General features: G+C 57.5%; 20 protein-coding genes. 12 read left to right on the forward strand and 8 right to left on the reverse strand.

Features of this window, described 5'->3' with window-relative positions:
• Nucleotides 1-45: 45 nt before the first annotated feature.
• Complete coding sequence (gene rbn / locus BM373_RS01340; RefSeq protein ID WP_090458560.1) at nucleotides 46-963, reverse strand: ribonuclease BN; 918 nt, start codon at nucleotides 961-963, stop codon at nucleotides 46-48.
• Nucleotides 964-1,036: 73 nt separating this feature from the next.
• On the opposite strand from rbn, the gene BM373_RS01345 reads away from it, so the two are divergent.
• The 10 genes from BM373_RS01345 (at nucleotide 1,037) to BM373_RS01390 (ending at nucleotide 10,915) form a co-directional block, all read left to right on the forward strand.
• Nucleotides 1,037-1,498, forward strand: coding sequence for a GNAT family N-acetyltransferase (locus BM373_RS01345; RefSeq protein WP_090458561.1), 462 nt, complete (start codon nucleotides 1,037-1,039; stop codon nucleotides 1,496-1,498).
• A gap of 53 nt (nucleotides 1,499-1,551) precedes the next feature.
• Nucleotides 1,552-1,854, forward strand: coding sequence for a stress response protein ElaB (gene elaB, locus BM373_RS01350; protein ID WP_090458563.1), 303 nt, complete (start codon nucleotides 1,552-1,554; stop codon nucleotides 1,852-1,854).
• Nucleotides 1,855-1,961: 107 nt separating this feature from the next.
• Nucleotides 1,962-3,257: an isochorismate synthase MenF gene (gene menF, locus BM373_RS01355; protein ID WP_090458566.1), complete on the forward strand. Its 1,296-nt coding sequence runs from the start codon at nucleotides 1,962-1,964 to the stop codon at nucleotides 3,255-3,257.
• A gap of 88 nt (nucleotides 3,258-3,345) precedes the next feature.
• Complete coding sequence (gene menD, locus BM373_RS01360) at nucleotides 3,346-5,016, forward strand: 2-succinyl-5-enolpyruvyl-6-hydroxy-3-cyclohexene-1-carboxylic-acid synthase (protein WP_090458569.1); 1,671 nt, start codon at nucleotides 3,346-3,348, stop codon at nucleotides 5,014-5,016.
• Nucleotides 5,013-5,792 carry a 2-succinyl-6-hydroxy-2,4-cyclohexadiene-1-carboxylate synthase gene (gene menH / locus BM373_RS01365; protein ID WP_090458571.1) on the forward strand — a complete coding sequence of 260 codons (780 nt, stop codon included), beginning with the start codon at nucleotides 5,013-5,015 and terminating at the stop codon, nucleotides 5,790-5,792. Before menD ends, menH begins: the two co-directional genes overlap by 4 nt.
• Nucleotides 5,789-6,646: a 1,4-dihydroxy-2-naphthoyl-CoA synthase gene (gene menB / locus BM373_RS01370; protein WP_090458573.1), complete on the forward strand. Its 858-nt coding sequence runs from the start codon at nucleotides 5,789-5,791 to the stop codon at nucleotides 6,644-6,646. Before menH ends, menB begins: the two co-directional genes overlap by 4 nt.
• Nucleotides 6,646-7,611, forward strand: a complete 966-nt coding sequence (menC, locus tag BM373_RS01375; RefSeq protein ID WP_090458576.1) for an o-succinylbenzoate synthase — start codon at nucleotides 6,646-6,648, stop codon at nucleotides 7,609-7,611. The genes menB and menC overlap by 1 nt, the downstream gene beginning before the upstream one ends.
• Nucleotides 7,611-8,978, forward strand: a complete 1,368-nt coding sequence (gene menE, locus BM373_RS01380; RefSeq protein WP_090458578.1) for an o-succinylbenzoate--CoA ligase — start codon at nucleotides 7,611-7,613, stop codon at nucleotides 8,976-8,978. The genes menC and menE overlap by 1 nt, the downstream gene beginning before the upstream one ends.
• A gap of 99 nt (nucleotides 8,979-9,077) precedes the next feature.
• Nucleotides 9,078-9,611, forward strand: a complete 534-nt coding sequence (locus tag BM373_RS01385; RefSeq protein WP_090458581.1) for a YfaZ family outer membrane protein — start codon at nucleotides 9,078-9,080, stop codon at nucleotides 9,609-9,611.
• Nucleotides 9,612-9,715: 104 nt separating this feature from the next.
• Complete coding sequence (locus BM373_RS01390; protein ID WP_090458583.1) at nucleotides 9,716-10,915, forward strand: nicotinamide mononucleotide deamidase-related protein YfaY; 1,200 nt, start codon at nucleotides 9,716-9,718, stop codon at nucleotides 10,913-10,915.
• Between the two features lie 154 nt (nucleotides 10,916-11,069).
• Here BM373_RS01390 and glpC read toward each other — a convergent pair whose 3' ends face one another.
• Genes glpC through glpA form a run of 3 tightly spaced genes read right to left on the reverse strand, consistent with a single transcriptional unit; the run spans nucleotide 11,070 to nucleotide 15,125 of the window.
• Nucleotides 11,070-12,260 (reverse strand): anaerobic glycerol-3-phosphate dehydrogenase subunit GlpC, encoded by a 1,191-nt coding sequence (gene glpC, locus BM373_RS01395; protein WP_090458585.1) that lies wholly within the window; start codon nucleotides 12,258-12,260, stop codon nucleotides 11,070-11,072.
• The gene (gene glpB, locus BM373_RS01400) at nucleotides 12,257-13,513 is read right to left on the reverse strand and encodes a glycerol-3-phosphate dehydrogenase subunit GlpB (protein ID WP_090458588.1); all 1,257 of its coding nucleotides are present in this window, start codon (nucleotides 13,511-13,513) and stop codon (nucleotides 12,257-12,259) included. Before glpB ends, glpC begins: the two co-directional genes overlap by 4 nt.
• Nucleotides 13,503-15,125, reverse strand: a complete 1,623-nt coding sequence (gene glpA / locus BM373_RS01405; RefSeq protein ID WP_090458590.1) for an anaerobic glycerol-3-phosphate dehydrogenase subunit A — start codon at nucleotides 15,123-15,125, stop codon at nucleotides 13,503-13,505. The genes glpB and glpA overlap by 11 nt, the downstream gene beginning before the upstream one ends.
• A gap of 494 nt (nucleotides 15,126-15,619) precedes the next feature.
• On the opposite strand from glpA, the gene BM373_RS01410 reads away from it, so the two are divergent.
• Nucleotides 15,620-16,042 carry a winged helix-turn-helix domain-containing protein gene (locus BM373_RS01410; RefSeq protein ID WP_090458593.1) on the forward strand — a complete coding sequence of 141 codons (423 nt, stop codon included), beginning with the start codon at nucleotides 15,620-15,622 and terminating at the stop codon, nucleotides 16,040-16,042.
• A 192-nt stretch (nucleotides 16,043-16,234) separates the two neighbouring features.
• On the opposite strand, the gene yfaE is transcribed toward BM373_RS01410, so the two are convergent.
• From yfaE to ubiG, 4 genes are all read right to left on the reverse strand, one after another.
• The gene (gene yfaE, locus BM373_RS01415; protein WP_090458596.1) at nucleotides 16,235-16,489 is read right to left on the reverse strand and encodes a class I ribonucleotide reductase maintenance protein YfaE; all 255 of its coding nucleotides are present in this window, start codon (nucleotides 16,487-16,489) and stop codon (nucleotides 16,235-16,237) included.
• Complete coding sequence (gene nrdB, locus BM373_RS01420) at nucleotides 16,489-17,619, reverse strand: class Ia ribonucleoside-diphosphate reductase subunit beta (protein ID WP_090458599.1); 1,131 nt, start codon at nucleotides 17,617-17,619, stop codon at nucleotides 16,489-16,491. The genes yfaE and nrdB overlap by 1 nt, the downstream gene beginning before the upstream one ends.
• Nucleotides 17,620-17,734: 115 nt before the next feature.
• Nucleotides 17,735-20,020: a class 1a ribonucleoside-diphosphate reductase subunit alpha gene (nrdA, locus tag BM373_RS01425; protein WP_090458601.1), complete on the reverse strand. Its 2,286-nt coding sequence runs from the start codon at nucleotides 20,018-20,020 to the stop codon at nucleotides 17,735-17,737.
• Between the two features lie 335 nt (nucleotides 20,021-20,355).
• A complete protein-coding gene (ubiG, locus tag BM373_RS01435) occupies nucleotides 20,356-21,084 on the reverse strand; it encodes a bifunctional 2-polyprenyl-6-hydroxyphenol methylase/3-demethylubiquinol 3-O-methyltransferase UbiG (protein ID WP_090458604.1) in 729 nt (242 codons plus the stop codon).
• Nucleotides 21,085-21,230: 146 nt separating this feature from the next.
• Here ubiG and gyrA point away from each other — a divergent pair, with 146 nt between their 5' ends.
• Nucleotides 21,231-23,867 carry a DNA topoisomerase (ATP-hydrolyzing) subunit A gene (gene gyrA, locus BM373_RS01440; RefSeq protein ID WP_090458607.1) on the forward strand — a complete coding sequence of 879 codons (2,637 nt, stop codon included), beginning with the start codon at nucleotides 21,231-21,233 and terminating at the stop codon, nucleotides 23,865-23,867.
• Nucleotides 23,868-23,875 lie beyond the last annotated feature (8 nt).

Consider the following 23,875-nt stretch of genomic DNA (forward strand, 5'->3'; position numbering starts at 1 on the left):
TGAGGTTATCGGCACGCAGAGGGAAAAATGGAGGTGCCTTTTTCATCAAAGTGTGATGACGGCGAAATCTTCAGCCAGAAAACTGTCAGGAAAAATGGCCCGGCACTCGTCGAGCAACTGCTTACAACCGTCGGCATCGTAGCGCGAACTGAAATGGGTCATGATGAGCCGGCCTGCGCCCGCGTCGCGTGCAAGCTGTGCCGCCTGCCGCGTCGAGCTGTGCCCCCGGCTGTTGGCTTTCTCCTCCATGGCGGTTTCCAGCGTGGTTTCATGCACCATCAAATCCACTTCTTTCGCCAGCGTCAGGGCCGTCGGGCAGGGGGAGGTATCACCGAAAATCGCCAGCTTTTTACCCGGAATTGGCGCAGACACATATTGTGCGCCGTCAATCGTGCGCCCATCTTCCAGCGTCACGGTTTCACCCGCTTTCAGACGCTGGAACAGCGGTCCCGGCGTTACACCCGCAGCCACCAGCGCATTCGCATCCAGAGTGCCCGGTTTGTCGTGCTCTTCAATGCGGTAGCCATAACATTCCAGCGGATGATTAAGCGGCACGGCTGTCACCGTCCGCAGCCCGTCATCCAGCACCATGCCCCCGGTGATTTCCACGATGGTTAACGGAAAGTCGGTCCAGGAGCCGCTCAGACGCAGGGCGGTTTCGACAAACTCCCGCAGGCCTTTTGGTCCATAAATCGTCAGGGGATGGGCAATGCCCGCCATCGAGCGGCTGCAAATCAGCCCCGGCAGGCCGAACAGATGATCGCCGTGCAAATGAGTGATAAAAATTCGCTCTATTTTTCCCGGATGGTATGAGGTTTCCAGGAGCTGATGCTGCGTGCCTTCGCCGCAGTCAAACAGCCATACGCCGGGCTGGGTTGGGTGGGTAAGATTGAGCAGTATGGCGGTCACGTTACGCGTGCGCGTCGGCACGCCGCCGGAGGTGCCAAGAAAAATCAATTCCATAGGCGTTTTGCACCTTTGCGATCCATGAAAAGACATTAGTATAGCGGGATAGAAAATGAATAAGGAACCGATCATGATCCGCTGGCAAGACATTCATCACTCCGAACTGACCGTCCCTGAACTCTACGCGCTGCTGAAATTGCGCTGCGAAGTCTTTGTCGTTGAGCAAACCTGCCCCTATCTGGATGTGGACGGGGACGATCTGGTCGGCAACAACCGCCATCTGCTCGGCTGGAAGGATAATGAGCTGGTGGCGTATGCGAGGATTCTGAAAAGTGACGACGAACTGGAGCCGGTAGTGATTGGTCGGGTCATCGTCAGCCCGGCCGTACGCGGCGAAAAACTCGGGTATCAACTGATGGAACGCGCCGTCGCCAGTTGCCAGCAACACTGGCCGCAGAGCGCGCTGTATCTGGGTGCGCAGGCTCATCTGCAACCTTTTTACGCGCACTTTGGCTTTGTGCCCGTCACCGATGTTTACGATGAAGACGGCATTCCGCACATCGGCATGGCGCGAGAAGTTCGCCAGGCGTAACCGCAAGTCATTGACTATAGTTAGCGGACAGGTGAAAAACATGGAGAAAACGTATGACTAATCAATTTACTGATACACGAATCGATGACGATCTGGCTCTGCTAAGCGATACGCTGGAAGAAGTTTTACGCTCCTCAGGCGATCCTGCCGATCAGAAATACATTGAACTGAAAGCCCGTGCGGAACAGGCGCTGACCGATGTTAAAGCACGCGTAAGCCAGGCGTCTGACACCTACTACGTTCGCGCGAAGCAGGCGGTTTACCGTGCTGATGACTATGTGCACGAAAAACCGTGGCAGGGTATCGGTGTAGGTGCGGCTGCGGGCCTGATTCTGGGTCTGTTGCTGCGTCGTTAATCCCGGCCAGCCTGACCTCTCCCCCTTAAAATCCTGCTTAAAAACGTGGGTACTGCTTTTTACATACAGTACCCCGTATAATGCAGCCTTTTGGGGGAGGAGTTCGCGTGTATTCCATCACTACAGCCCTTGCAGACCTGCAACGCCAGTTAACCAACGACTTTCCTCACGCGCCAGGTTTACGCTATCTGGACACCACTTTCCCGTTAAACGACAGCTTTGATCCCTTAGGCTGGCTGGCCTCTCAGCTTCATTACCCGCAATTTTACTGGCAGCAACGCAACGGCGATGAAGAGCTTGCGGCACTCGGCTGTGCCCGGAATTTCCCTTCGCTGGCGCTGGCGCAACACTTTTTGCGCGCGTATTCCACCCTTACGGATGTGCGCATCAGCGGCCTGAACGCCTTTGATCCTAATGCCGGTGCGCTTTTTTTACCGCGTCTGGAATGGCGACGGGCGGGCAGTGTCGCCACCTTGCGCGTTTATTTGTGGAGCGCGGAGTCGTTGCGCGATGACGCTCTGAACGCGCGACATTCTCTGGCTTCGCTCATGCCGCCCACACCTGCTGCCCGGCTGCATCCGGTGTTAATCCAGCAACAGCATTCCCCCGATCAACAGGGCTGGCAGAAGTTAATCCAGCAGGCGCTTGAGTCCATTGAACAAGGGCTGCTTGATAAAGTCGTGCTGGCGCGCGCCACCGATTACACCTTTGCCCAACCGGTGAATGCCGCCGCGCTGATGGCGGCCAGCCGTCGGCTGAATCATCACTGTTTTCATTTCTTTATGGCCTTCGACGCGAAACAGGCCTTTCTCGGATCGACGCCGGAGCGGTTATGGCGGCGGCGGGGGCTGGATTTGCGCACCGAAGCGCTGGCGGGAACGGTGGCAAACGACGCCTGCGACGATCGCGCCCGCGCCCTCGGCGACTGGCTGATGAAAGATGACAAAAATCAGCGCGAAAATATGCTGGTGGTGGAGGATATCTGCCAGCGTTTACAGGCCCACGTGGCGCTGGTTGATGTCCTTCCCCCGCAGGTGGTGCGACTGCGGAAAGTGCAGCATTTGCGCCGCTGCATCTGGACGCAACTGCGAGATGCCGACGACGAAACCTGTCTCAGACAGCTTCAGCCTACCGCTGCTGTCGCCGGACTGCCGCGCGATAAAGCCCAGCATTTCATCCACCAGCATGAACCTTTTGCCCGTGAATGGTACGCCGGGTCGGCAGGGTATCTCTCTTTGCAGCAAAGCGAATTTTGCGTGTCGCTCAGATCGGCGCGGGTTAACCAAAACGTGGTGCGCCTGTATGCCGGGGCGGGGATCGTTCGCGGCTCTGATGCCGGAGAAGAGTGGCAGGAGATCGAAAACAAAGCCGCCGGATTGCGCTCATTACTCCTGATGGATTAATACAGACTCACGCATTACCGATTCATATCAAAAATCCATCGTTCCGTATTCTTTATACTGTGTCGCAATATTGATACCGGACAAACTCATGTCAGTAAGCTCATTCAACCGACGCTGGGCAGAGGTCATTCTTGAGGCCTTAAGCCGCCATGGTGTCAGCCACGTTTGCATCGCACCGGGTTCGCGCTCCACGCCGTTGACGCTGGCGGCGGCCGAAAACCGCGCCTTTGTGCATCACACTCATTTTGATGAGCGCGGCCTTGGGCACCTCGCCCTTGGGCTGGCGAAGGTCAGCCAGGCCCCGGTGGCGGTGATTGTCACCTCCGGCACGGCGGTGGCAAACCTCTATCCGGCGTTGATTGAAGCGGGTCTGACGGGCGAAAAACTGATCCTGTTAACCGCTGACCGCCCGCCGGAACTGATTGACTGCGGCGCGAATCAGGCCATCCGTCAGCCCGGCATGTTTGCCTCACACCCCTCTCAAACGTTGTCATTACCGCGTCCGACGCAGGATATTCCCGCCCGCTGGCTGGTGAGCACGCTCGATAATATGCTGGGATCGCTGCACAGCGGCGCGGTGCATATCAACTGCCCGTTTGCTGAACCGCTGTATGGCGAACTCGATGATACCGGGCTTAGCTGGCAGCAGACGCTTGGCGACTGGTGGCAAAGCGATAAACCCTGGCTGCGTGAGAGTTCGCGCCTGATGAGTGAAACCCAGCGCGACTGGTTTTTCTGGCGGCAAAAGCGCGGGGTGATCGTCGCCGGACGAATGAGCGCCGACGAAGGCAAACGGGTCGCGGAATGGGCGCAAACCCTCGGCTGGCCGCTGATTGGCGACGTGCTGTCGCAAACCGGGCAGCCGCTGCCGTGCGCCGATCTCTGGCTGGGGAATGCCCGTACGGTCACCGAGCTGGCGCAGGCGCAAATAGTCATTCAGCTCGGCAGCAGCCTGACCGGTAAACGCCTGTTGCAGTGGCAGGCCACCTGCGAGCCGGAGGAGTACTGGCTGGTGGATAACCTGCAAGGGCGGCTGGACCCGGCGCATCATCGCGGACGCCGGCTTGTCTCGACGGTAGCCGACTGGCTGGAACAGCACCCGGCCCAGCCGCGTCAGCCCTGGTGTACCGCCATTCCTGACATCTCACAGCAGGCGTGGCAGGCGGTGGCGGCCATGCGTGAAACCTTTGGCGAAGCGCAACTGGCGCACCGGCTGGCAGAATACCTGCCGGAGCAGGGGCAACTCTTTTTAGGCAACAGCCTGGTGGTGCGTCTGGTGGATGCATTAGGCCAGTTGCCGGCGGGCTATCCGGTATACAGCAACCGGGGGGCCAGCGGGATCGACGGCCTGCTTTCCACCGCCGCGGGCGTGCAACGGGGCAGCGCGAAGCCGACGCTGGCCATCGTTGGCGATCTGTCAGCGCTGTACGATCTTAACGCGCTGGCGTTGCTGCGCCAGGTGCCCGCACCCTTTGTGCTGATCGTGGTAAACAACAACGGCGGGCAGATTTTCTCCCTGCTGCCGACGCCGCAAAGCGAGCGCGAGCGTTTTTACCAGATGCCGCAGAACGTCCATTTTGACCATGCGGCGGCGATGTTTGGCCTGAACTACCATCGCCCGGAAGACTGGCTGGCGCTTGAAGAGGCACTCGCAGGGGCATGGCACACCACTCAGGCGACGCTTATTGAACTGGTGGTTAATGACACTGACGGCGCGCAAACGCTCCAGCAGCTTCTGGCGCAGGTGAGCCAGCTATGAAACTCAACGCCGTTGTGAAACACGGCGAACCAGGCCGCCCGTGGTTAGTTTTTCTGCACGGTTTTGCCGGCGATTGCCGGGAATGGCAGGAAGTGGGCGAGCAGTTCCCGGCGTTCTCCCGGTTGTACCTTAATTTACCCGGCCACGGCGGATCGGTCGCAATACGCGCGGAGATCTTCTCTGCGCTCGCTGGCTCACTGGCGGACTCTCTGGAGAGTTACGACGTCCCTGATTACTGGCTGGTGGGCTATTCGATGGGAGGCAGAGTCGCCATGCAGTACGCCTGTAACTTTCGTCATACGGGACTGAAAGGGGTGATTGTCGAAGGTGCACATCCCGGGTTACAGGATCCCATAGCAGCCGCTGCCCGCTGGCGCGCTGACTCACGCTGGGCCGGGCGCTTTCGTAACGAACCGCTGGATCAGGTTTTTACCGACTGGTATCAACAGCCGGTATTTGCCAGCCTGAGTGCAGAGCAGCGGCAAGCGCTGGTGACACTGCGCCAAAAAAACAACGGTGAAGCGCTGGCGCAAATACTTCTGGCGACATCCCTCGCCAGGCAAGAGGATTTCCGTCCTTCTCTTCGCGACAGCAATGTCCCTTTTCATTACTTATGTGGCGAGCGCGACAGCAAGTTCATGGCGATAGCCCAAGAGCTTGATATGCCCTGCCATGTGATTCAACACGCCGGACATAACGCGCACCGGGAAAACCCCGCAGGCGTTGTCGATGCTCTGGCACAAATTCTGCGTTACCGACCCAAGGAACCCTTATGATCTACCCTGATGAAACAATGCTTTACGCCCCGGTTGAATGGCTTGACTGCTCCGAAGGCTACAGCGATATCCGTTATCAAAAATCTGTCGATGGGATTGCCAAAATCACCATTAATCGCCCGCAGGTGCGTAACGCGTTTCGTCCTGTCACCGTCAAAGAGATGATCCAGGCGCTGGCTGACGCCCGCTACGATGACAACATCGGCGTGATTATCCTCACCGGGGAAGGGGAGCAGGCGTTCTGCGCAGGCGGCGACCAGAAAGTGCGCGGCGACTACGGCGGTTACCAGGATGACTCCGGCGTTCACCATCTCAACGTGCTCGATTTCCAGCGTCAGATCCGCACCTGTCCGAAACCGGTCGTGGCGATGGTCGCGGGGTATTCCATCGGCGGCGGTCATGTACTGCACATGATGTGCGACCTGACCATTGCAGCGGAAAACGCCATCTTCGGTCAGACCGGGCCAAAAGTCGGCTCTTTTGATGGCGGCTGGGGCGCATCCTACATGGCGCGTATCGTCGGGCAGAAAAAAGCGCGTGAAATCTGGTTCCTGTGCCGCCAGTACGACGCCAAAGCCGCGCTGGATATGGGCCTGGTCAACACCGTTGTGCCGGTGGCCGATCTCGAAAAAGAGACCGTGCGCTGGTGCCGTGAAATGCTGCAAAACAGCCCGATGGCGCTGCGCTGCCTGAAAGCCGCACTCAACGCCGACTGCGACGGCCAGGCCGGATTGCAGGAACTGGCGGGCAACGCCACCATGCTGTTCTACATGACCGAAGAAGGGCAGGAAGGCCGCAACGCCTTCAACCAGAAACGCCAGCCTGACTTCAGCAAATTCAAACGGAATCCGTAATGCGTCGGGCGCAGGTGTACCGCTGGCAAATCCCCATGGACGCGGGGGTGGTGCTGCGTAATCAGCGACTTAAAACCCGCGACGGCCTGCTGGTTCACTTACAGGAAGGCGATCGCGAAGGCTTTGGGGAAATTTCCCCACTGCCGGGTTTCAGCCGGGAATCCCTGGCTGACGCGCAAGCCGCGCTGTTGGCGTGGGCATCGGCCTGGCAGACGGGTGACAATCCGCCGTTCAGCGCCTTGCCGTCGGTGGCGTTTGGCACCAGTTGTGCGCTGGCTGAAGTGCAGGGTGAACTGCCCGAGGCGGCGGATTTTCGCGCCGCCCTGTTGTGCACCGGCGACCCGGATGAACTGATCCCGGCCCTCGCCGCTCTGCCCGGCGAGAAAGTGGCGAAGGTAAAAGTCGGCCTTTACGAAGCGGTGCGCGACGGCATGGTGGTCAATTTGCTGCTTGAGGCGATCCCTGATTTGCAGCTCCGGCTTGACGCCAACCGCGCCTGGACGCCGCTAAAAGCACAGCAGTTTGCTAAATACATCAAACCAGAAAACCGCCCGCGCATCGCTTTTCTCGAAGAGCCGTGTAAAACCCGCGACGACTCGCGCGCTTTTGCCCGCGAAACCGGGATCGCCATCGCCTGGGATGAAAGCCTGCGCGAAGCAGATTTTCAGTTTGCCGCCGAGCCCGGCCTGCGCGCGGTGGTGATTAAGCCAACGCTGACCGGCAGCCTTGACGCGGTACGCGCCCAGGTCGATGCGGCTCACGAGCTGGGGCTGACGGCGGTGATCAGCTCATCGATTGAATCGAGCCTTGGCCTGACACAACTTGCCCGCGTCGCCGCCTGGCTGACGCCGGGCACCATCCCCGGCCTCGACACATTAAGCCTGATGCGCGGGCAGCTTGTTCGCCGCTGGCCTGACAGCACGCTGCCGTGTCTGACGCGGGACGATCTGGAGTCTTTATTGTGATGTTCAACGACTGGCCGTGGCGGCACTGGCGTGAGGTGCGCGGTGATGCGCAGGCCATTCGCCTCGGTGATGAAACCTTAAGCTGGCGCGAACTGTGCGCGCGCATCGATACGCTGGCAGCGGGTTTCAGAGAACAAAATGTACAGCCGGATCAGGCGGTGATGCTGCGCGCCAGTAATCATCCCAACACGCTGCTCGTCTGGCTGGCGCTGTGGCAGTGCGGAGCGCGGGTGCTGCACGTCAACCCGCAACTGCCCGGTGCGCTGGTGGATGTGCTGATCCCGCAACTGTCGTTACAACATACTTATTGCCCGGAAGGCGAAAAACTCACGCCTGTGCTGAACGCGCTTTCTTTGCGTCAGGCAGAAGGGCAGTGGGCGGAGCCCTGGCAGCCTGAGCGCCTGGCCTCCCTGACGCTGACTTCCGGCTCGACCGGTTTACCTAAAGCCGCAGTACACACTTTTGCCGCGCACCTGGCTAGCGCGAAAGGCGTCTTATCACTGATGCCCTTTGGCCCGGAAGACGACTGGCTGCTTTCGCTGCCGCTGTTCCACGTCTCCGGGCAGGGGATTATCTGGCGCTGGCTGCTTGCCGGAGCCAGACTGACAGTGCGGGAAAAACAGCCGTTGGCGCAGGCATTGCAGGGGTGTACGCACGCCTCGCTGGTGCCCACGCAGCTCTGGCGCTTACTGGCGGATGATTCGCCCGTCGATCTACAGGCCGTGCTGCTGGGCGGCGCAGCCATTCCGGTGGAGCTCACCACCCGCGCCCTGCAACGGGGGATTCAAACCTGGTGTGGCTACGGTCTGACGGAATTTGCCTCGACGGTGTGCGCCAAGCCCGCCGACGGCGCGCCCGATGTCGGTTACGCGTTGCCGGGCCGGGAAGTGCGTATCGTGAATGGCGAAGTGTGGCTGCGCGCGGAAAGCATGGCCGCCGGATACTGGCGCAACGGCGTGCTGGTGCCGCTGGTCAACGAAGAAGGCTGGTTTGCTACCCGCGATCGCGGTGTAATGACCGACGGCAGACTGTCGATTGCAGGCCGGATGGACAACCTGTTTTTCTGCGGCGGCGAAGGTGTTCAGCCGGAAGAAGTCGAGCGGGTGATCGTCGCGCACCCGCATGTCCAGCAGGTATTTATTGTGCCGCTGGAGGATAATGAGTTCGGCCAGCGCCCCGTGGCGGTGGTGGAGTGCGAAAGCGGCGTCAACACTGGCGCGCTCGCCGACTGGGTTAAGGGCAAGCTGGCCCGCTTTCAGCAGCCGGTACACTGGCTGATTTTGCCCGACAGCCTGAAAACAGGCGGCATAAAAATCTCCCGTAAATCGCTGGGCGACTGGGTTTTCCAGACGCTGCGGGCGCAATAAGGCTGGTCACACCACTTTTCGTGCAGCGATCCCATGGCAAGGGTTGTACACTACGGCCCGTTTTTGGGACGTTTAATTTTTTGCGCGGAAGATCGGAACATGAAAAAAATAGCAATGGTGGGCTTACTGCTGGTATGCGGTAGTGCAAATGCAATCAGCATCAGCGGTCAGGCGGGTAAAGATTACACCCATATCGGCGTCGGTATCGGCACAGAAACCTCGGGTCTGGCGATGAACGGTGGCTGGACGCATAACGACGATGATGGCGATGCGGCAAGTTTGGGGTTAGGTCTGAACATTCCGGTCGGCCCGATGCTGGCAACCGTTGGCGGCAAAGGGATCTACACCAACCCAAATTACGGCGACGAAGGCTACGCAGCCGCAGTGGGCGGTGGTTTGCAGTGGAACTTCGCTAACAGCTTCGGCATTTTCGGTGATTACTACTACTCCCCGGATTCTCTCTCCAGCGGCATCGACAGCTACGAAGAAGCCAGTGCCGGTGCGCGCTGGACCATCATGCGTCCGATCACCGTGGAAGCGGGTTATCGTTACCTGAATCTGGCCGGTAAAGACGGTAACCGCGACAACGCGGTGGCTGACGGCCCGTACGTGGGCGTCAGCGCAGGTTTCTGATCCTCCGGCGCGGCGTTCTGCCGCGCCAGTTTGTTTCTTCTTCTCATCTCTTTCTCACCGCTGATTGCGCTATAGTGTTTTCACCAAATTTTCGGGAGAACACGATGATTAACGTGGAAATGTTGTCCACTGGCGATGAAGTGCTGCATGGACAAATTACGGATACCAATGCCGCCTGGCTGGCGGATTTTTTCTTTAATCAGGGATTACCCTTAACGCGCCGTAATACCGTCGGCGACAGTCTCGAAAGCCTGGTCGCTATTCTGCGTGAGCGCAGTGAACACGCCGATGTGCTGATCGTTAACGGCGGTCTGGGCCCGACCAGCGACGATCTCAGCGCGCTGGCTGCCGCCACCGCCGCGGGAGAAGAGCTGGTGCTGCACGAAGACTGGCTTACGCACATGGAACAATTTTTTAGCGAGCGCGGCAGGGTGATGGCCCCAAGCAACCGCAAGCAGGCGGAAATCCCCGCCAGCGCCGAACTGGTCGATAACCCGGTTGGCACCGCCTGCGGGTTTGCCCTGAAGCTCAACCGCTGCCTGATGTTTTTCACGCCGGGCGTTCCCTCTGAATTTAAAGTGATGGTCGAGCGGGAAATTCTGCCGCGTCTGCGCGAGCGTTTTACGCTGCCGTCGCCGCCGGTGTGCCTGCGTCTCACCACCTTTGGTCGCTCCGAAAGCGATCTGGCGCAAAGCCTCGATCATCTGCCGCTGCCCGATGGCGTGGTGATGGGCTACCGCTCGTCAATGCCGATTATTGAACTGAAACTGACCGGACCGGCCACGCAGCGTGACGCGATGCTCGCCCTGTGGCCTGAAGTGCAGCGCGTGGCGGGCGAAAGCCTGATTTTTGAAGGCACCGAAGGGCTTCCGGCGCTGCTGGTGCGTCATCTGCGGGAAAAACAGATCAGTCTGACGCTCAGCGAGCAGTTCACCAGCGGTCTGGTGGCGCTCCAGCTTTCCCGCGCCGACGCGCCATTGCTGGTCAGCGAAGTGCTGCCGTCACAACCCGAAACCCTTGAGCAGTCGGCCCGCTGGGCAGCCGAGTTACGCAGCCGTCATCTCGCCGGGCTGGCGTTAACCGTGGGTGGCATGGACGATGAGCATCTCAACTTCGCGCTGGCGACACCGCAGGGAACGCACGCGCTGCGCGTGAAGTTCAACACCAGCCGTCACAGTGTGGTGGTGCGGCAGGAAGTGTGTGCGATGATGGCGCTTAACATGCTGCGCCGCTGGCTGCTGGATAAAGAGGTGACGTCTGAGCACGGCTGGATCAATGTGGTGGAGTCGCAGTTTTTTGCGTAGTTTCCCCCCTCACCCCGGCCCTCTCCCGCGGGGAGAGGGAGAAACCGGGGCCCTCACCCCGACCCTCTCCCGTGGGGAGAGGGAGAAAGTCAAAATCGGCACGATCGATCCCCTCTCCCTGGGGAGAGGGCTAGGGTGAGGGGGGGAAAAGGAATTAACCCAGCGCCCGCGCCAGGAGAGAAACAGGGTGCTCGCAGCGTAAATTTGTCGACATCTCAATCTGCCATTTACAGGTTTCGCAATCGGTAATGGCGAGGTCAGCGCCGCTCGCATCTATCTGCGCAAACAGCGGTGCGCCGATGGCCTGCGAGGTGGCGTAATTCTCCGCTTTAAACCCATAGGTTCCGGCAATCCCGCAGCACTGCGAATCCAGCACGATCAGCTCCAGACCGGGGATTTTACGCAACAATTCCAGGGTGTAATGCGTCCAGCCCATTTTCTCCAGGTGACAGGGTGTGTGATACACCACTTTCAGCGGCAGCGGCTTTAACGCAAGCGTGCGGCCTTCGTCCAGCTTGCGCCACAGCCAGCGGGTGGCTAAATCGATATGCGAACGCACAGGCTGGTTGTCGATATCCAGCAGATGCGGGTACTCGTCGCGCAGGGTAAAAGTGCAGGTCGATGAGGTGGCGATGACCGCCAGGCCGTCGTCGGTAATAGCCCGGTTTAACGCAGTCATATTTGAGGCCGCCTGCTTTTTGGCTTTGTCGAAAAAACCGTTGGCAATCAGCGGCACGCCGCAGCATTTCTCGTTATGCAGCAATTGCACGCCTATCCCCAGCGCGTTCGCCACCTTCACCAGATCCTTACCCAATTGTGGATGGTTGTAATTGACAAAACAGCCGTGGAAAAACGCCACCTGTTCAGCAAACACCGCCTGACGCGAGGCCTGGCTGCGGTACCACTGACGAAACGTGCCCGCGGAATATTTGGGCAATGTGCGACGGTGATCGATTTTCAGCGCTTTATCCAGCAGTGCACGCACCGGTTTTAGCCCGGTCGCGGCATTCACCAGTGGGGCGACGGGGGTGGATAGCGTCCCCATCAGATCGGTGTGACTTAAAATGGCATTGCGTAACGAGGCAGTGTGCGGAGCATGTTGCGCCCGCGCGCGCTGAATAATATCACCAATTTTTACCCCTGACGGGCAGGCGGTTTCACAGCGTTTGCAGTTGGTGCAATACTTCAGCGCCTCATCATACAGCGCGGCATCTTTCAGGCGCAGGCGTTCGCCGTCCGGCCCGGCCTGTTTCGGGCCGGGGTACGCCGGATTGACGCGGCTGACCGGGCACACCGTGGTGCACACGGTGCATTTAATGCAGCTTTCAAAGCCGGTGGTGCTCATGATGTGCCTCCCTGAGTGCAAATGTGCTGCGCGGCGTGTAATGCGGTGACGGCACAAACGCCGCCGCCACAGCCCTGCGCGATGGCATCAAAGCCGCCGAGAACGGAGCCAATCGCATACAGATTCGCCAGCGTCTCGCCGTTTTGCTGTCCGCGTAGCGAGGCATCGGTACGCACGCCAAACTGCTGCCAGGGCTGGGCGTCAAATACATCGTCACGATACCAGTCGGTGCGGTCGGCGCACTGGATCACATCGAGGCCAAACACCGCTTCGCGCACGCCGTCGCGCCCGGCAATCAGCCCGTTGCTGAAAAAGCTGCCGCTGGCCAGCACCACATTACGCGCGCGCAGCGGAATATCTTCATGCTTACGCGTCCAGAGATGGGTGACCACGCCGTTATCAATGCGGCCCCGGATCACCTCATCGCCCGGCATCCAGGTGCCGCCACTGCGAATAAACTGCTGTGAAAGCCGCGTTTGCATGCGCATCCCCGGCACCGAAGGGGGCAGGGTGGGCAGCAGCCGCACTTCGCAGGCGAGGGTGTGATTAAGCCGGGTATAAACCTGATTGTCGGTCAGCCCGATGCAGGCGGGGAGGTAAAGCACATCGTGCTGTTCGCTCAGAGGCGCGAGCGCATCGCACAGCGCGGTGAAATTCGCCTCCTGATCCAGCACGCGGGCAATGTTTACGGCGCGAAACTCGCTCGGGTTATCGCGAAGCGTATCCAGCAGCGGTAGTTCAATGTCGGTCGCCGTCGCATCAATCCCGCGCTTACGCAGCGCCTGTGCCGCAAGCTGCGGCTGAAAGTCGAGAAAACCGCTGATGCCGACCACGCCCACGCGCAGCCCGGCGTTGGGGGAAACAGGCACTTCCGGCGGGCTTAGCCACGCCAGGCGCTGCGTTCCGAGCGGCGTGATGCGGTAGTGCGGCGCGTCGGCATTGCCATAAAAATCCAGCCCGCACGCTGCGAGCAGCGTTTGCGCCTCATGTGCGTAACGGTAAACATGCTCCGCGCCGATTAACGAATAGGGGTGTTGCGGGGCGAGTGTGGCCAGTGACGCCAGCCCCGCGCGGGTGTCGGTGACCGGCTCGCCCGTCGGCAGATGCGAGAGCAGATCCAGCGATCCCGACGAAAAGTTCAGTGCGCTTTGTCCCCGGCTGACGATGGCGCAGCGCTGCCCGGCCTGGTTTAAGCGGATGCCACACAGCAAACCGGCAAGGCCCCCGCCGATAATCACCGTATCAAAATTCATCGGTACTCTCCTTTTCCAGCCCGCATAACCCCTGATAAACCCAGCGGGTAAATTCGCTTTCGCGCAGCGCATCGCCCCAGGCGACAGGCCGGATACCTTTCCAGCGTTCGTTGAGAAACGCCGAAAGCTGGCTGATGGACTGCGCTTCGCTGGTGATGTTCAGGCGATTGAGCAAGCCTGCCGCCCGGCAGGCGCACAGTTCGCCCTGACAGGTGCCCATGCCGACGCGGGTGCGGCGGCGCAAATCGAGCAGCGTTTGCACGTTGAGATTATCGACCGCGTACTGCACTTCGCCCGCCGTGACCGCTTCACACTCGCAGACCAGACTGCGGTGCAGGCGCTCGTTGCCCAGCCATTCCGGGGTGCGATCGCCATGACGCCAGACGGCAGAACCGCGCAGCGGCGCGGGCAGTGAGATAATTTTTTGCAGCGTGGCTTCAGCAGGCTGACGCGAGCCGGGCAGCGGATCGCTGGCGGTGCGGCAGGTAACGTGATTATTGAGCTTGCGACACACCGCATCGGTGGCCCATTCCGCCATCAGCCGGTAGGTCATCAGTTTGCCGCCGGTGATGGTAATAAACCCTTCCAGCCCATCGCGCTGAGCATGATCCATCAGCACGATCCCCCGGCTGACGTTACGCCCGGTGGGATCGTCGTCGCTCGCTACCAGCGGTCGGACGCCTGCATAGGCGCGCAGAATGCGTGATTTCGCCATCACCGGGGCGAGCTTTTCGCCCTCACGCAACAGCACATCCACCTCTTCCGGCGTAACGCGGGTGTCGTCAATATCGCGATAGTTGAGGTGAGTGGAGGTGGTGCCGATCAGCGAGATGGTATCGCCGGGCACCAGAATGTCGGCATCGGCAGGTTTGCGGCAGCGGTTGATCACCTGCTGGTTGATGCGATGATCGAGGATCAACAGCGCGCCTTTCGCCGGGAACATGCGGATACTGAGATCGGCATATTCTGCGATGCGCTGGCCCCAAATCCCGGCGGCGTTGACCACCACCGGGGCGTGAAGCGTTTGCACGACGTGAGTAGAGGGATGGCGGATTTGCACGCCGCTGACCCGATCGCCCGTACGCACCAGCCCGCAGACTTCGTGCCCGGTGAGTATCACGGCACCGTGCTCGCGCGCATCCAGCATATTCGCGGCAGTCAGACGAAAAGGATCGACGGTGCCGTCCGGTACCTGTACCGCGCCGATGAGCGCCGGATTAACGCAGGGCTCAATGCGCCGGGCCTCATCGGGGGCAAGCGCTTTTGCATCGATTCCGGCGCGGGTGCAGGCGGCGATAAACTGCTGCTGCCAGCTGAGATCGTCTTCCGGGAGAGTAATGAACAGGCCGCCGGTGGGTTCAATGCAGTGGCGGGCGATGCGGCGCAGGATTTGGTTTTCGCTGATGCACTCGCGGGCGGATTCTTCGTCGGTGACGGCATAGCGCGCGCCGCTGTGCAGTAAACCGTGGTTGCGGCCCGTCGCGCCGGTGGCGATGTCGTGGCGCTCAAGCAATATCACCCGTAGCCCGCGCAGGGCACAGTCGCGGGCGACGCCTGCTCCGGTTGCGCCGCCGCCAATGATAATGACGTCGTACTCCTCTGCGTTGCGCATTCTCCTGTCCTTATTTGATTCAGTGAACCTTTACGACGCATTTAGCCACATTCAGGCTGTGGTTTGTTTGATATCGCGCATATTCGAACAACAAACGAAAGTAAAAGAACATTTCAGCCGTTAAATGCGCGTTTTGTCATACTTTTGTGATGATGAGCGTCAGGGGTTGCAGTGCGGAGTGAAAAAGCTTTTCAGGATTAAATGCTGCCATTGCCTGAAAAATTAACAGATTACGTTAATGATTCTCAATGCGACGGATCAGAGCGGGTGTTCGCTATATATTGGTCTTAGAGTATGAGTAAATACTCAATATTTGCTTTAGGTAAGTAAATTGGTTTGTTTGATCATGATATCGCGTGTAAAAATAAGCGGCCAATTGTATGTTGTAAGAATTCAAGGCAGCCATATAATCGACCTTATTAATAGTATGGCTGATCACCAGAGGTTAAATAAGCTTTCGATGGAAAGCTTCAGGACACATGGGCTAAAAAACGATGGGATATCGGCTGTACGGGTATGTAATAGGTAAAGAAATTCACTTCGAGATTGAAAACCGAAGACTTTATCGGCTGCCACAAGGAAGTTCTGAGAAATATTTCCTGTTTGGCTCGGTTTTATTTAATCACACGATGTTGCAACTCTTTGTTTATTTACTCCAGCATGGTCGCCAGAACATTGTGACCAGAGAAGAATTATTGCGGGTTGTCTGGGAGGAAAACGATCTGGTTCCCTCGACCCAGCGCCTCTGGCAGGTGCTGAAAAACCTTAACCGGCGACTAAGTCTGCTGGGCCTGCCTGAAGATTTTATCGTCAATGTGAAGGGCAGTGGCTATATCATAAACTATATCGACATTACGCCAATTTATTACAGGGAAAGTGAACTCCATCATCACCCTGAGGAAATAACGGAGAACTGACTATTCCTGAGTGAGTGATGTCAACCAGGATTTTACCCCGAGCATGTCTGTGTGCTCGGGGTCTTTTTATATATGGGGATACGTCAGGTTGCAGATGCGCTGGTTTTCGTGGCGTCGCTGCCTGTAACCCAGGTAATTCAGGATATAAAATATTGAACGTGACGCTTTTAATTAAGCAGAGAAATAAAAGCGCTACAGTTCAATCTCAATATCGCCTTTCGCCCGACAGCAACAGGGCAATATTTCATCCGGTAAAATAAAAGCCAGCGGTTCAGTCAGCCAGTCGACCTGACCGGTAACCAGTCGGGTGCGACAGGAACCGCAATAGCCTTCGCGGCACTGGTACTCAACGTTAACCTGATGATGTTCGAGCGCGATAAGCAGGGAAGGGTGGTCATCCTGGCACAGAAGGTCTGTGCCAGTGATGCGCAGGGTTACGCGACTCATCAGAGCTGGAAGTCGCTCAGGTCGTCAGTATTGACTTCAGAGTCGATCTGACCAACCAGGTAAGAGCTGACTTCCACTTCCTGCGGAGCCACCTGGACGTTGTCAGAGACCAGCCAGGTATTGATCCACGGAATCGGGTTAGAGCGGGTCTGGAACGGCAGATCCAGGCCAACCGCCTGCATACGGATATTGGTGATGTACTCAATGTACTGGCACAGAATATCTTTGTTCAGGCCGATCATGGAGCCGCCTTCGAAGAGGTATTCAGCCCACTCTTTTTCCTGCTCCGCCGCCAGCACAAACAGATCGTAAGATTCCTGTTTGCACTCTTCAGCGATCTCCGCCATTTCCGGATCGTCCACACCGCTGCGCAGCAGGTTCAGCATATGCTGGGTGCCGGTCAGGTGCAGAGCTTCATCGCGGGCGATCAGGCGAATAATTTTGGCGTTACCTTCCATCAGTTCGCGCTCGGCGAAAGCGAATGAACAGGCAAAGCTGACGTAGAAGCGGATCGCTTCCAGCGCGTTAACGCTCATCAGGCACAGGTAAAGTTTCTTTTTCAGCTCGCGCAGGCTTACGGTCAGCGTTTTACCGTTCACCGTGTGAGTGCCTTCGCCTAAAAGATGCCAGTAGCTGGTCAGCTCAATCAGATCGTCATAGAAGTGCGAAATGCCTTCCGCGCGCTTGAGGATTTGCTCATTGGTGACGATATCGTCAAACACTACCGCCGGATCGTTCACGATATTGCGAATGATATGGGTGTAAGAGCGGGAGTGGATCGTCTCTGAGAACGCCCAGGTTTCAACCCAGGTTTCCAGTTCCGGGATGGAGATCAGCGGCAGCAGCGCCACGTTCGGGCTACGGCCCTGAATGGAATCCAGCAGCGTCTGGTATTTCAGGTTGCTCAGGAAGATGTGTTTTTCATGCTCCGGCAGCGCCTGGAAGTCAATGCGGTCGCGGGAAACGTCAACTTCTTCCGGACGCCAGAAGAAGGAGAGCTGTTTCTCAATCAGCTTTTCGAAGATGTCATATTTTTGCTGATCGTAGCGCGCCACGTTAACCGACTGACCGAAGAACATCGGTTCCAGTAACTGGTCGTTTTTCGTCTGTGAAAAAGTGGTGTATGCCATTTTAGGTCCTGTAGGATGAATTTCCCCTCACCCTAACCCTCTCCCGCGGGGAGAGGGAACGTTCGGTTTTCTCCCTCTCCTTTGGGGAGAGGGCCGGGGTGAGGGGGCAATATAATCAGATCTTACACGCGCCGCTTTCGCAGCCGTCGTCCTGAATAGACGGTACCAGATCGTCCTGCGCATCTTCAGCACCGTCGCGGGTGTTCTGATAGTACAGGGTTTTCACGCCGAATTTGTAAGCGGTGAGCAGGTCTTTCAACAACTGCTGCATCGGTACTTTACCGGACGGGAAGCGCGTCGGATCGTAGTTGGTATTGGCAGAGATCGACTGGTCGATAAACTTCTGCATGATGCCAACCAGTTGCAGGTAGCCGTCGTTATTCGGCATTTCCCACAGCAGTTCATAGTTGTTTTTCAGCAGTTCGTAGTCCGGCACCACCTGACGCAGGATGCCGTCTTTCGACGCTTTAATGCTCACGTGACCGCGCGGCGGCTCGATACCGTTGGTGGCGTTGGAGATCTGCGAAGAGGTCTCAGACGGCATCAGGGCAGAGAGCGTGGAGTTACGCAGGCCGTGCGTTTTAATCGACTCGCGCAGGGTTTCCCAGTCGTAATGCAGTTCGCCGCTGACAATCGCGTCGAGATCTTTTTTGTAGGTGTCGATCGGCAGAATGCCCTGCGCGTAGGTGGTTTCGTTGAACCACGGGCACGCGCCTTGCTCTTTGGCCAGCTCGTTCGAGGCTTTCAGCAAGTAGTACTGAATGGCTTCGAAGGTGTTGTGCGTCAGCACGTTAGCGCTGCCATCGGAGTAGCGTTTGCCGTTTTTCGCCAGCCAGTAAGCGAAGTTGATCACGCCAATACCCAGCGTACGACGGCCCATTGCACCGCGTTTGGCCGCAGGGATCGGGTAGTCCTGATAATCCAGCAGAGCATCCAGCGCACGGACCGCGAGGACCGCCAGCTCTTCCAGCTCGTCCAGGTTCTTAATCGCACCCAGGTTAAACGCGGAGAGCGTACACAGAGCGATTTCGCCGTTTTCGTCGTTAACATCCATCAGCGGTTTGGTCGGCAGGGCGATTTCCAGGCACAGGTTGGACTGGCGCACCGGAGCAACGGCCGGATCGAACGGGCTGTGGGTGTTGCAGTGGTCAACGTTCTGGATGTAGATACGGCCCGTTGAGGCGCGTTCCTGCATCATCAGTGAGAACAGTTCAACCGCTTTGATACGCTGTTTGCGGATGCTGTCATCTTTTTCGTATTGGGTGTACAGGCGCTCGAATTCGTCCTGGTCGGCGAAGAAGGCGTCATACAGGCCCGGCACGTCGGACGGGCTGAACAGGGTAATATCTTCACCTTTCAGCAGACGGGTATACATCAGTTTGTTGATTTGTACGCCGTAGTCCATGTGGCGGACGCGGTTGCCTTCCACGCCACGGTTGTTTTTCAGCACCAGCAGGCTTTCCACTTCCAGATGCCACATCGGGTAGAACAGCGTTGCTGCACCGCCGCGCACGCCGCCCTGAGAGCAGGATTTTACCGCGGTCTGGAAGTGCTTGTAGAACGGGATACAGCCGGTGTGGAAGGCTTCGCCGCCACGGATCGGGCTGCCGAGCGCACGGATGCGGCCCGCGTTGATACCGATACCGGCACGCTGGGAAACGTATTTCACAATCGCGCTGGAGGTGGCGTTGATGGAGTCCAGGCTGTCGCCGCACTCGATCAGTACGCAGGAACTGAACTGACGGGTCGGGGTACGCACGCCAGACATGATCGGCGTCGGCAGTGAAATCTTGAACGTAGAAACGGCGTCATAGAAACGCTTCACGTAGTCCAGGCGGGTTTCACGCGGGTAGTTAGAGAACAGGCAGGCCGCCACGAGAATATAGAGGAACTGCGCGCTCTCGTAGATCTCACCGGTCACACGGTTCTGCACCAGATATTTGCCTTCGAGCTGCTTCACTGCGGCATACGAGAAGGTCAGGTCGCGATCGTGGACGATGAACGAATCCATCTGCTTGAACTCTTCTTCCGTGTAGTCTTCCAGCAGATGATTGTCGTACTTGCCAAGCTCAACCATTTTCAGCACGTGGTTAAACAGAGCCGGCGGTTCAAACTGGCCGTAGGCTTTTTTACGCAGATGGAAAATGGCCAGACGGGCAGCCAGATACTGGTAGTCAGGCGCTTCACGGGAGATCAAATCTGCCGCCGCTTTAATGATGGTCTCGTGAATATCGGAGGTTTTAATCCCGTCGTAAAACTGGATATGTGAGCGCAGCTCAACCTGAGAGATAGAGACGTTATTCAGTCCTTCTGCCGCCCAATCCAGTACACGATGGATTTTATCAAGATTGATGCGCTCAGTACGACCATCACGCTTTGTCACCAGCAGACTCTGATTCATATTTACCTGTCCGTGAAATAAAAAAATATCCCCCCGTTTATCCACAGATCCGCGCTGTGGCTAAACCTGTGGATAAATACTATATGTAGGGGGTTTGCGATAAGAGAAACGCTATATGGTGAGTATTCTAGTAGGGATTCTTTTCAGCACAAGAGTTGATTTTGAGGTTAAATTGAGGTTGCGAAAAGGTAAGAATCGCTAAGTCCCCGAACCATAAGGCCTACAGGGGAAGTCAATATTCAGTAAAAAAAAATCAAAATTTGATCGAGTGCTGATTTCTTCGACGGCGGGGGAAATTGCGCAACGCAATATTGCGCAATCTTTATAAATTAACGTCACTCTTTTTTCGCTGTTGTATGCAACATATAGTTAACATCAACGCCCGGCGCGAGTTTAAAAGTGTTGGTGAGCGGATTGTAATGCAGGCCGGTGATGTGGCGCTCTGTGAGCGGGGTGGCGTCAATCCAGCCCAGCAGTTCGGCAGGCTTAATAAACTTTTTCACATCGTGCGTGCCTTTCGGCACCATGCGCAGCACGTATTCGGCCCCGACTACCGCCATCAGCCACGATTTCGCGTTGCGGTTGAGCGTGGAAAAGAAAACATGTCCGCCGGGTTTGACCAGCTTCGCACAGGCGTTAACCACGGACTGCGGATCGGGAACGTGCTCCAGCATCTCCATGCAGGTCACTACATCGTACTGCTGCGGGTTGTTGTCGGCATGTTCTTCAACGGTTTGCAGAACATAATCCACCGCAATGCCGGACTCCAGTGCGTGCAGGCGCGCAACCTGCAAGGGCTCAGCCCCCATGTCCAGCCCGGTGACGAGTGCGCCTTCACGCGCCATGCTTTCTGCCAGGATGCCGCCTCCGCAGCCCACGTCCAGCACCTTTTTGCCAAATAATCCTTCGGCGCGTTCGGTGATATAACCGAGGCGCAACGGGTTAATACGGTGCAGCGGTTTAAACTCGCCTTCGGTATCCCACCAGCGAGACGCCACGGCTTCAAATTTCGCGATCTCTTCATGGTCAACATTCTGAGCCATCGACGGTTTTTCGGCATTCATGGGCGCTTTTACTCCTTTATCAACAAGACCGTTGAGTATATCAGGCCGTGAGCGTGAATAAACGGTATTGGTTTACCCCTAACACCGCGGCTGTGTTATAATTTGCGACCTTTGAATCCGGGATACAGTAGAGGGATAGCGGTTAGATGAGCGACCTTGCGAGAGAAATTACACCGGTTAACATCGAGGAAGAGCTGAAGAGCTCCTATCTGGACTATGCGATGTCGGTCATTGTTGGCCGTGCGCTGCCGGATGTCCGCGATGGCTTAAAACCGGTTCACCGTCGCGTACTATACGCCATGAATGTATTGGGCAACGACTGGAATAAAGCCTACAAAAAATCTGCCCGTGTCGTGGGTGACGTTATCGGTAAATACCACCCTCATGGCGATAGCGCGGTTTATGACACCATCGTTCGTATGGCGCAGCCATTTTCCTTACGTTATATGCTGGTCGACGGCCAGGGTAACTTCGGCTCGGTAGACGGCGACTCCGCGGCGGCGATGCGTTATACGGAAATCCGTATGTCGAAAATCGCCCACGAGCTGATGGCCGATCTGGAAAAAGAGACGGTTGATTTCGTCGATAACTACGACGGAACGGAAAAAATCCCTGAGGTCATGCCGACCAAGATCCCGAACCTTCTGGTAAACGGTTCGTCGGGCATCGCAGTCGGGATGGCAACTAACATTCCGCCACATAACCTCACCGAGGTCATCAACGGCTGTCTGGCTTACATCGATGATGAAGACATCAGCGTTGAAGGGCTGATGGAGCACATCCCGGGGCCGGACTTCCCGACGGCGGCGATCATCAATGGCCGTCGCGGCATTGAAGAGGCGTACCGCACCGGTCGCGGTAAAATCTACATCCGCGCCCGCGCAGAAGTTGAAGCTGACGCGAAGACGGGCCGCGAAACCATCATCGTGCACGAAATTCCGTATCAGGTGAACAAAGCGCGCCTGATCGAGAAAATCGCCGAGCTGGTGAAAGAAAAACGTCTGGAAGGCATCAGCGCGCTGCGCGATGAGTCTGACAAAGACGGTATGCGCATCGTGATTGAAATTAAACGCGATGCGGTCGGCGAAGTGGTGCTGAACAACCTTTATTCCCAGACGCAGATGCAGGTCTCCTTCGGTATCAACATGGTGGCGTTGCACCTTGGTCAGCCGAAGATCATGAACCTGAAAGATATTCTTTCTGCGTTTGTGCGCCATCGTCGTGAAGTGGTGACGCGTCGGACCATTTTCGAACTGCGTAAAGCGCGCGATCGTGCGCACATCCTTGAAGCGCTGGCGGTAGCACTGGCCAACATCGACCCGATTATCGAGTTGATTCGTCGAGCGCCGACTCCTGCGGAAGCTAAAGCGGGCCTCGTGGCGCGTTCATGGGATCTGGGCAACGTATCTGCAATGCTGGAACGTGCTGGCGGCGATGCAGCGCGTCCGGAGTGGCTGGAACCTGAGTTTGGCGTGCGCGACGGTCAGTACTACCTGACTGAGCAGCAGGCACAGGCGATTCTGGATCTGCGTTTGCAGAAACTGACCGGCCTTGAGCATGAAAAACTGCTCGACGAATACAAAGAGCTGTTGGATCAGATTGCTGAACTGCTGCGCATTCTGGGCAGCGCGGAACGCCTGATGGAAGTGATCCGCGAAGAGCTGGAACTGGTTCGCGATCAGTTCGGTGATGAGCGTCGCACTGAAATTACCGCCAACACCGCGGATATCAACATTGAAGATCTGATTAGCCAGGAAGACGTCGTTGTCACCCTGTCGCATCAGGGCTATGTGAAGTATCAGCCGCTGACGGATTACGAAGCGCAACGCCGTGGTGGTAAAGGCAAGTCCGCCGCCCGCATTAAAGAAGAAGACTTTATCGACCGTCTGCTGGTGGCGAACACCCACGATACGATCCTGCTCTTCTCCAGCCGTGGCCGTCTCTACTGGATGAAGGTTTACCAGTTGCCGGAAGCGAGCCGTGGTGCGCGTGGGCGTCCTATCGTCAACCTGCTGCCGCTGGAAGCGAACGAACGTATTACGGCGATCCTGCCGGTACGTGAGTACGAAGAGGGCGTTAACGTCTTTATGGCGACCGCCAGCGGTACGGTGAAGAAAACCGCGCTGACCGAGTTCAGCCGTCCGCGTTCTGCCGGGATCATTGCGGTGAACCTGAACGACGGTGACGAACTGATTGGCGTCGATCTGACCGCCGGTAACGATGAAGTCATGCTGTTCTCTGCCGCCGGTAAAGTGGTGCGCTTCAAAGAGAACGCGGTGCGCGCAATGGGCCGTACGGCGACCGGCGTACGCGGGATCAAACTGGCAGGCGAAGATAAAGTCGTTTCTCTGATTGTTCCGCGCGGCGAAGGGGCGATCCTGACGGTAACCCAGAACGGCTACGGTAAACGTACCGCAGCGGCGGAATACCCGACCAAATCCCGTGCCACGCAGGGCGTTATCTCCATCAAGGTCACCGAGCGTAATGGCTCTGTGGTGGGTGCGGTGCAGGTAGACGATTGCGATCAGATCATGATGATCACCGATGCGGGCACCCTGGTGCGTACCCGCGTGTCAGAAGTGAGCGTCGTCGGTCGTAATACTCAGGGCGTGATCCTCATCCGCACGGCGGAAGATGAAAACGTCGTCGGTCTGCAACGCGTTGCCGAACCGGTTGATGAAGAAGAACTCGATGCAATCGATGGTACGGTAGCTGAAGGCGATGATGAAATCGCCCCGGAAACCGATGCTGACGATGATGTCGCGGATGATGCTGAAGAATAATACGCTGT

The organism is Enterobacter sp. kpr-6, from assembly GCF_900116015.1.
Classification (GTDB): Bacteria; Pseudomonadota; Gammaproteobacteria; order Enterobacterales; family Enterobacteriaceae; genus Enterobacter_D.

Excerpts from the sequence above, each read along its gene's own strand:
- menE (WP_090458578.1), top strand. The coding sequence starts at position 7,611 with ATGTTCAACGACTGGCCGTGGCGGCACTGGCGTGAGGTGCGCGGTGAT.
- menH (WP_090458571.1), top strand. The coding sequence starts at position 5,013 with ATGAAACTCAACGCCGTTGTGAAACACGGCGAACCAGGCCGCCCGTGG.
- BM373_RS01385 (WP_090458581.1), top strand. The coding sequence starts at position 9,078 with ATGAAAAAAATAGCAATGGTGGGCTTACTGCTGGTATGCGGTAGTGCA.
- menD (WP_090458569.1), top strand. The coding sequence starts at position 3,346 with ATGTCAGTAAGCTCATTCAACCGACGCTGGGCAGAGGTCATTCTTGAG.
- menB (WP_090458573.1), top strand. The coding sequence starts at position 5,789 with ATGATCTACCCTGATGAAACAATGCTTTACGCCCCGGTTGAATGGCTT.
- nrdA (WP_090458601.1), bottom strand. The coding sequence starts at position 20,020 with ATGAATCAGAGTCTGCTGGTGACAAAGCGTGATGGTCGTACTGAGCGC.
- elaB (WP_090458563.1), top strand. The coding sequence starts at position 1,552 with ATGACTAATCAATTTACTGATACACGAATCGATGACGATCTGGCTCTG.
- BM373_RS01390 (WP_090458583.1), top strand. The coding sequence starts at position 9,716 with ATGATTAACGTGGAAATGTTGTCCACTGGCGATGAAGTGCTGCATGGA.
- nrdB (WP_090458599.1), bottom strand. The coding sequence starts at position 17,619 with ATGGCATACACCACTTTTTCACAGACGAAAAACGACCAGTTACTGGAA.
- glpA (WP_090458590.1), bottom strand. The coding sequence starts at position 15,125 with ATGCGCAACGCAGAGGAGTACGACGTCATTATCATTGGCGGCGGCGCA.
- gyrA (WP_090458607.1), top strand. The coding sequence starts at position 21,231 with ATGAGCGACCTTGCGAGAGAAATTACACCGGTTAACATCGAGGAAGAG.
- ubiG (WP_090458604.1), bottom strand. The coding sequence starts at position 21,084 with ATGAATGCCGAAAAACCGTCGATGGCTCAGAATGTTGACCATGAAGAG.
- glpC (WP_090458585.1), bottom strand. The coding sequence starts at position 12,260 with ATGAGCACCACCGGCTTTGAAAGCTGCATTAAATGCACCGTGTGCACC.
- BM373_RS01410 (WP_090458593.1), top strand. The coding sequence starts at position 15,620 with ATGGGATATCGGCTGTACGGGTATGTAATAGGTAAAGAAATTCACTTC.
- glpB (WP_090458588.1), bottom strand. The coding sequence starts at position 13,513 with ATGAATTTTGATACGGTGATTATCGGCGGGGGCCTTGCCGGTTTGCTG.
- rbn (WP_090458560.1), bottom strand. The coding sequence starts at position 963 with ATGGAATTGATTTTTCTTGGCACCTCCGGCGGCGTGCCGACGCGCACG.
- yfaE (WP_090458596.1), bottom strand. The coding sequence starts at position 16,489 with ATGAGTCGCGTAACCCTGCGCATCACTGGCACAGACCTTCTGTGCCAG.
- BM373_RS01345 (WP_090458561.1), top strand. The coding sequence starts at position 1,037 with ATGATCCGCTGGCAAGACATTCATCACTCCGAACTGACCGTCCCTGAA.
- menC (WP_090458576.1), top strand. The coding sequence starts at position 6,646 with ATGCGTCGGGCGCAGGTGTACCGCTGGCAAATCCCCATGGACGCGGGG.